General features: G+C 73.0%; 6 protein-coding genes and 1 pseudogene. 5 read left to right on the top strand and 2 right to left on the bottom strand.

All coding sequences use genetic code 11. The features are described from left to right. The coding region (locus tag HW445_RS13760; RefSeq protein ID WP_180221308.1) for an acetyl-CoA carboxylase biotin carboxylase subunit family protein at positions 1 to 1,134 on the bottom strand (1,134 nt) is incomplete at its 3' end. Between the two features lie 12 nt (positions 1,135 to 1,146). Then, a complete protein-coding gene (locus tag HW445_RS13755; protein WP_151775092.1) occupies positions 1,147 to 1,722 on the bottom strand; it encodes an NADPH-dependent FMN reductase in 576 nt (191 codons plus the stop codon). Positions 1,723 to 2,123: 401 nt separating this feature from the next. Here HW445_RS13755 and HW445_RS13750 point away from each other — a divergent pair, with 401 nt between their 5' ends. The 5 genes and pseudogenes from HW445_RS13750 to HW445_RS13730 all read left to right on the top strand — a co-directional run. Continuing rightward, positions 2,124 to 3,470, top strand: a complete 1,347-nt coding sequence (locus HW445_RS13750) for a hypothetical protein (RefSeq protein WP_180221307.1) — start codon at positions 2,124 to 2,126, stop codon at positions 3,468 to 3,470. Beyond that, positions 3,467 to 4,789 (top strand): acetyl-CoA carboxylase biotin carboxylase subunit family protein, encoded by a 1,323-nt coding sequence (locus HW445_RS13745; RefSeq protein WP_180221306.1) that lies wholly within the window; start codon positions 3,467 to 3,469, stop codon positions 4,787 to 4,789. Before HW445_RS13750 ends, HW445_RS13745 begins: the two co-directional genes overlap by 4 nt. A gap of 11 nt (positions 4,790 to 4,800) precedes the next feature. Then, positions 4,801 to 5,601, top strand: coding sequence for a tryptophan 2,3-dioxygenase family protein (locus tag HW445_RS13740; RefSeq protein ID WP_308799075.1), 801 nt, complete (start codon positions 4,801 to 4,803; stop codon positions 5,599 to 5,601). After that, complete coding sequence (locus HW445_RS13735; RefSeq protein ID WP_218042098.1) at positions 5,598 to 6,818, top strand: aminotransferase class V-fold PLP-dependent enzyme; 1,221 nt, start codon at positions 5,598 to 5,600, stop codon at positions 6,816 to 6,818. Before HW445_RS13740 ends, HW445_RS13735 begins: the two co-directional genes overlap by 4 nt. 10 nt (positions 6,819 to 6,828) lie before the next feature. Next, positions 6,829 to 7,189: pseudogene (locus HW445_RS13730) on the top strand (tryptophan 2,3-dioxygenase); the annotation flags it as partial.

Here is a 7,189-nt window from a genome sequence, read left to right as displayed (position 1 = left end):
GCGCGGCGGGAGGAGCAGCCGTTCGCCGGGCTCGGCGATGACGACCGTGTGAGCGATGCCGTCGGTGGCGTCGGCGCCGGACAGGTCCAGCGGGCGGGCCCGCCCGTCGACGGCCGGGTAGAGGAACCGGATCTCGGCGGTGTCCTGGCGGGTGGGGGTGGTGTCGGGGCGGCGGCCGAAGGCGAGCTCCGCGGCGGCCTTGACGAGGTCGACGCCGGAGGCCAGGGCGCTGATGAACGGGATGAGGTCGCCGCCGAGCCGGGCGTTGAGCTCGATGAGCCGCGGTCCGCGGGAGGTGAGGCGCACCTCGGCGTGGGTGACGCCGGTGGTGACGCCCAGTACCCGGTGCGCGGCGACGACCAGGTCGCTCACCCGGCCGGCCCACTCCTCGTCGCACCGGGCGGCGACCAGGTGGCCGACCTCCTCGAAGTACGGCGCGAACCCGAGCCGCTTGCGGGCGACGTGGACCACGTCGACGGCGCCGTCGTGGACGGCGCTGTCCACGCTGATCTCGTCGCCGTCGAGGTACTCCTCGACGAGGACGCCGTGGCCGGTGGGCAGGGTCGCGAAGGCGGCCCCGTCGGCGAGGGCGAACGCGGCACGCACCTCGCCCTCGTCGTCGGCGCGGGTGACGCCGATGCTGCCGGCGAGGGCCCGCGGCTTGAGGACGACCGGGTAGCCGAGGTCGGCGGCGGCGGCCACCGCCTCGTCGACGGTGGTGACGAGGCGGTGGCCGACCGCGGCGAGTCCGGCCTCGGCCATCAGGGACCGGGTGGCGTACTTGTCGCGGCAGTGCCGGGCGGCCTCGGGGGACAGATGCGGCACGCCGAGCTTGGCGGCGGCCTCCGCGGTCGCCTCGACGGCCGTCTCGTCCCAGGTGAGCACGGCGAAGGAGCCGGGCTCGGGGTCGGGGCCGACGAGGTGGAGCACGGCGTCGGCGATGGCGACCGGGTCGCTGAGGTCGGCGACGGCGTACGAGTCGAGGTAGCGGCGCTGCCACGTCGGCTCGGCGGGGAGGACGGCGGAGAGGGTGTAGTCCTCGTGGAGGCTCCGGAAGGAGTACTCGCGGTAGGCGCGGCCGCCGCTGCCGACGACGACGAGCCGGTCCGCGGAGCGGATGCTGGGGGCGGTCATGGGGGTCTCCTCTCAGTCCTGCGCCGTCGCGCGCAGCGGGGCGAGGGCGTTCGACACGCGGAGCAGCTCGTCGAACATGGACTTGGCGGCCTCGTCCATGCCGTCGGCGGGCTGGAAGACGCCCTCGGCGTCGATGCGCTGCCCGATCCAGTGGATCGGCACGGCCTCGGTGACCGGCGTCATCTTGAGGGTCGTGACGACCTGCTTGATGCCCTGGACGGCGCGCAGGCCGGCGGAGCCGTTGGCGTAGCTGACGAAGCCGACGGGCTTGTACTGCCACTCCTCGTAGAGGAAGTCGATGGCGTTCTTCAGGGGTGCGGTGAAGGAGAAGTTGTACTCCGGCATCACGAAGACGAAGGCGTCTGCGCGGGAGACGGTGGCGCTCCAGTCCTTGGTGTGCTGGTGCACGTAGGCGCCGCTGGAGGGGTGCTCCGGCTCGTCGAAGAACGGCAGGTTGATCTCCGCGAGGTCGACGACCTCGACCTCGAAGCCGCCGTGGCGACGGGCCTCCTCGGCGGCCCAGGCGGCGACGGCGGGACCGACGCGGCCGGGGCGGGTGCTGGCGACGATGAACTGCAGGCGGGGCATGGGGGTTCTCCCTGTTCGGACGGTTCCGGTGCGTCACCGCGGATCGTCCAGGGGCACTGCTGCTGCCCGGCAGTGATGAGTAGGTAAGCAGCGTCCGGCGGGGGAACGCAACAGCAGCCGCCCACCCGCCGGGCATTACGCCCCTTTTGCGGGCCTATGTCGCCCGGCAGCGCCCTGGCGCATTCACGACAGTCGTAAACGCGCACTCCTCGGGACCGCGCCGGTGCGGCCCTTCCGGTGCCACAGTGAATTCACGTCACCGCGGACCGCTCCTCAGCCCGGCTGCCCGCCGCAGGAAATCCGCACCTCCCGCACTTTCCGGCGCCGCCACCCGTTTCCGGCGGCTTTCCCTTCGCGCCCCGGTCCGGCATGCCGGAGCCGGCAGAAATGGAGATCCGCCCATGGCGAACACCGCCACCGAACGCTACGTGGAGGAATCCGCGCGGCCCGACAGCGAACTTCCCGGCCTGGCCGAACGGGCCGACATTCCGCAGGAATACGCAAAGGCCTACGGCAACGTGCTGCTGGCCCGCCCGATATTCGTCCCGGAGAACGCGATCCACGCCTTCGCCGACGACCTGGCCGCGGTGTTCCGCCTCCTGACGGGGCTCCCGGAGCGCTGCTTCGGCGGCGACCTGGACCGCTACGCCGCCGCGATCGGCCTGCCGGCCGAGTTCACCGAGGTGATGCGGGAGGGCGCGACCGGCGACCCGCTGCTGTACGCCCGGGCCGACGCCTTCCACGACGGCACCGGCTTCCGGCTGCTGGAACTCAACGTCGGCAGCGAGCTCGGCGGCGTCGACACCGCCCAGCTCAACCGCGCCTTCCTCGCGGACCCCGCCTTCGCGGAGTTCGCCGGGCGCAACCGGCTCGGTCACGTCGACACCATGGAACTGCTCGCCGGCGAGCTGCGCCGGACCGCCGCCGGCATCACCGACGGCGCACCCGTGGTGGCGCTGCTGGAGGGCCCCGGCGCGCTCGACGACCACAGCGGCGTCTTCACCTCCATCCAGGAGGACCTGCGCGGCCACGGCGTCGACCTGCTGCTGGGCGAGATCCAGGAGGTCACCGAGGAGGCCGACGGCAAGCTGAGCCTGCGCGGCCGGCCGCTGGACGTCGTGCTGCGCTACTTCGCCACCTACCAGATCGCCGGCGACCCCGTCGCCCGCGCGGCGCTGACCCGGGTCAACCGGGCCCACGCCGCGGGACGCACCGCGCTCTTCACCCCGCTGGAAGGGGCGCTGTTCACCAGCAAGGCCGCCCTCGGCCTGCTGCACCGGCCCGCCGTGCGGGCCGCCCTGACCGACGACGAGCGCGCCCTCGTCGACCGGGTGCTGCCCCGCACCTGGGTCCTCGGCGCCGACGGCACCGAGGACGCCCTGGAGTACGCCCGCGCGCACCGGGCCGCCCTCGTGCTCAAGCCCGGCATGGGCTACAGCGCCGACGGCGTGGTGATCGGCCGGGACGTCACCGACGAGGAGTGGGAGGCCGCCCTCGCCGCCACCGCACACCGCGACTACGTCGCCCAGGAACTCGTCGTGCCCGCCCTGGAAAAGGTCGTCGACCCGCACACCGGACGCACCGAGGAATGGGTCGCCAACTGGGGGATCTTCGTCACCGGCCAGGGATTCGGCGGCGCTTTCTGCCGCGCCCTGAAGCCGGAGGACGGATCCGTCATCACCTACGCGAATCCCGGCACCCGGGGCACGTGCGTATTCACCTTCCCGGAAGAGGAGAACGGAATATGAGCGCCACGGAAAAATCCCATCCGGAACCGTCGCCAGAGGAATTCGCGACCGCCGGTTCCCGCCCGCACGTCGTCGTCGTCAACCGTTGGCGTGAGCGGTACGCGGAATTCACCCGCTACATCGACCACGCGGCGAACCGGGTCAGCTACGTGACGACCGAGGTCGGCACCGGCTCCGTCCCCGACGAGGCCCACGACGTGGTCCTCGTCCCCGCCACCGACGACCTGGAGCGGGTCCGCGCCGAGGTGCGCGCCCTCGCCGCCCGGCACGGCGCCCCCGACCGGATCGTCGCCCTCAAGGAGGACGACCTGCTGGTCGGCGCCGCCCTCCGGGAGGAGTGGAACGTCCCCGGGCCGCGCCAGCCGGAGCAGATCGTCTTCCGCGACAAGTACGTGATGTGCCGGGCCGTCCACGACGCCGGCCTCGACGTCCCCGACTTCGCCGCCGCCACCGACGCCGACGCCGTGCTGGAGTTCGGCGAGGCGCACGGCTGGCCCGTCATCGTCAAGCCGCGCACCGGCAGCTCCAGCGCCGGCGTGGTCCGCGTCGACGGACCCGAGCAGGTCGCCGCACTCGCCCTCGACGCCGACCCGATGCTCGTCCAGGCCTTCGTCGACGCGGCCATCTGCCACGTCGACGGCGTCTTCGACGGCGAGCGGCTGCTGACCTGGCGGGCCTCCCGCTACCTGAACACCTGCCTCGGCTTCCGCGTCGGGAGCTTCCTCGGCTCCGTGGAGATCGACGACCCGCGGGTCAACGCCGCGATCGAGAAGGCGGCCACCGGCTTCCTCGGCGCCCTCTCCCCCGGCCGGGCCACCGTCTTCCACCTCGAGGTCTTCCTCGACGACGACGACCGCGACGCCGACGGCCTGCCCCGCGCCCGCTTCCTCGAGTGCGGCGCGCGCGTCGGCGGCGCCGAGATCCCGTTCCTGTGGCGCGAGGTCCACGGCTACGACCTGATGCACGCCGCCTGGCAGCTCCAGGTCGACGGCCCGCTGCCGCCGGTGCCGGCCTCCGCCGCCGCGCCCTCGGCCACCGAGGAGGTGGCCGGCTGGATGCTCGTCCCGGCCCCCGCCGAGCGGCCGTGCCGCATCACCGAGTCGACGTCGATGACCGGCCGTCACCAGGGCCCCTACGCCGAGGTCGTGCTGCGCCCCGGCGAGGTCCTGCCCGACGCCGACGCCTACTACGAGCACGTCGGCGGCCGCTTCCGGTTCCGCGGCGCCGCCGCCGCGGACGTCGAGGCCGCCGTCACGACCACGGCACGCGACTTCCGGGTCCACGCCGAACCCCTGACGTTTTCCACCACCACCGCCTGAGCAGGAGCATCGTGGCTGCCAAGGACTATTCGGTCGCCGTACTCGACGGCGAAGGGACCAACGACTACGCGCGCTACATGCGCACCGACACACTGCTGTCACTCCAGCGCCGTCCCGAGGACATGATCCACCGGGACGAGATGCTGTTCCAGATCGTCCACCAGACCACCGAGCTCTGGCTCAAGCACTCCTGCTACGAGGCCGAGGAGGCCCGCCGCCTCATCGACGCGGGCAGTCTCGACGCGGCCACCCGGCTGCTCGGCCGCGCCTCGCTCGGCGTGCTGATGTGCACCGAGGGCCTGGAGATGATGCGCCACCTGGCGCCCTGGGACTTCCAGATCATCCGCACCGTCCTCGGGCACGGCTCGGGCTTCGAGTCACCGGGCTGGAAGGCCGCCCGCCAGGCCGGCCAGGACCTCGAGAAGGCCTTCCGCCGGCTGGTCGAGGCCCGCGGGACCAACCTCGCCGAGGTGTACCGCAACGGCCAGGACACCGCCGAGTACCGCCTGGCCGAGGCGCTCATCGACTGGGACGAACGCATCTCGCTGTGGCGGGTCCAGCACTACAAGATGACCTGCCGCATCCTCGGCGACTCCGCGGTCGGCACCAAGGGCGCCCCCGTGGACTTCCTGGCCAAGCTGATCAGCCACAAGTTCTTCCCGCAACTGTGGGAGCTGCGCACCGAGCTGACGCTGAGCGGCCCCCTCGGCGACGCCGAGCCCGCTCCCGAGTACGCCGAGCAGGCCGCCGCGCCGGTCTGCCCGATGTCCGGGGCCCACGGCACGCCCACTGCCGGGGCGAGTGCGTCATGACCGTGACCACCGCGTCGCCCCGGCTGGGCGAGGCGGAGCGGACACGGCCCGTCCTCGTCACGCCCGCCGCCTTCCGCCGCGGCTTCCCGATGCTGGAACGCACCGTCCACCTGGCGAGCTGCAGCCTGGGCGCCCGGTCCGACGCCGTCGACGAGGCGCTGGAGCGGATGCAGGAGGCGATAGCCCGTCACGGCGCCCCCTGGCACCGGTTCGAGCAGGAGGTGGACGACGCCCGGCAGCGCTTCGCCTCCCTGATCGGGGCGGGCGCGGACCAGATCGCCGTCCTGCCGAACGCCTCCGTCGGCGCCTACCAGGTCGTCTCGACGCTCTCGCTGAAGACCCGCGACGAGATCGTCACCACGGTCGAGGAGTTCCCGTCCGTCGCGCACGTCTGGCTGGCCCAGCAACCGCGCGGCGCCAGGGTGCTCTTCACCGGTGACGACTCCGGCCGGGTGCGGCTCGCCGACTACACGGCGGTCGTGGGCGCCCGCACCGCGCTGGTGTCCGTGCCGCTGTCGACGTACAAGTTCGCCGAGCGGCCGCCGGTCGCCGAGGTGGTCGCGGCCGGCCGCGAGGCCGGGGCGCTCACCTTCGTCGACGCCTACCAGGCCGTCGGCGTCATGCCGGTGGACGTCACCGAGCTCGGCTGCGACTACCTGGTCGCCGGGACCATGAAGTACCTCGCCGGTCTCCCCGGCGTGGCCTTCCTCTACGCCCGCGAAGGCGTGGAGCCCGACCAGGACCCGCAGCTCACCGGCTGGTTCGGGCGCGTGGAGCCGATGGCGTTCGACCCGCTGCGGCTCGACTTCCCCGCCATCGCCCGCCGTTTCGAGACCGGCACCCCGGCCGTACCGGCGCTCTACGCCGCCAACGCCGCGCTGGCGCTCTTCACCGACGTCGACCTGGCGGACGTGCGGCGCCACATCGAGGCGCTCATCGAACGCACCGCCCGGACCCTCACCTCCCAGGGCGAACGGGTCCGCCGCGCCGAGAGCCCCGAACGGCAGGGCGCCCACCTCGGCCTCTACGACAACGACCCGCCCGCGCTCGCCGGCTGGCTGGCCGGCCAGGGCATCGCGGTCAGTCCCCGCGGACCCGTCGTCCGCCTCTCCTTCCACTACTACAACTCCACCGACGACGTGGAGGCCCTCTGCCAGGCCATGCGCGAGTTCCGGGCACTGGCAGGCCCCGCTACCCCGTCCCGTTCCCGAAGGTGAGACCCGCATCGTGAACGAACTGACCGACTGGCTGGCCGACCCCGTGCCGAGCCGGTTCCCCTACGACGCGGTGGTCGACCAGTACCACCGCGTGGGCAAGCACTTCGTCTCCGAACAGCTCCTGAAGGACCTCGCGGTGGCGCGTGAGCGGCTCGCCGAGGCGATCACCGCCGGCGGCGCCGGCAGGGCCGCCGAGGAGGAAGGGCTGCTCGCCCGGTTCCTCGACACCGCGCTCGACAAGTGGGACGGCCGCTACGACTACCCCACCTACACCTCGCTGTCGGTCCTCGGGCTGCCCACCGCCGACGACGGCCCCGAGGCCGCCGCCGCGGCGCGGGCCCGCCGCGACCGGCTCGTCGTCCAGCTCCTCG

This window comes from Streptomyces sp. UH6 (assembly GCF_013421635.1).
Taxonomy (GTDB): domain Bacteria; phylum Actinomycetota; class Actinomycetes; order Streptomycetales; family Streptomycetaceae; genus Streptomyces; species Streptomyces abyssomicinicus.
This window is presented reverse-complemented; position numbering and strand designations above follow the sequence as displayed.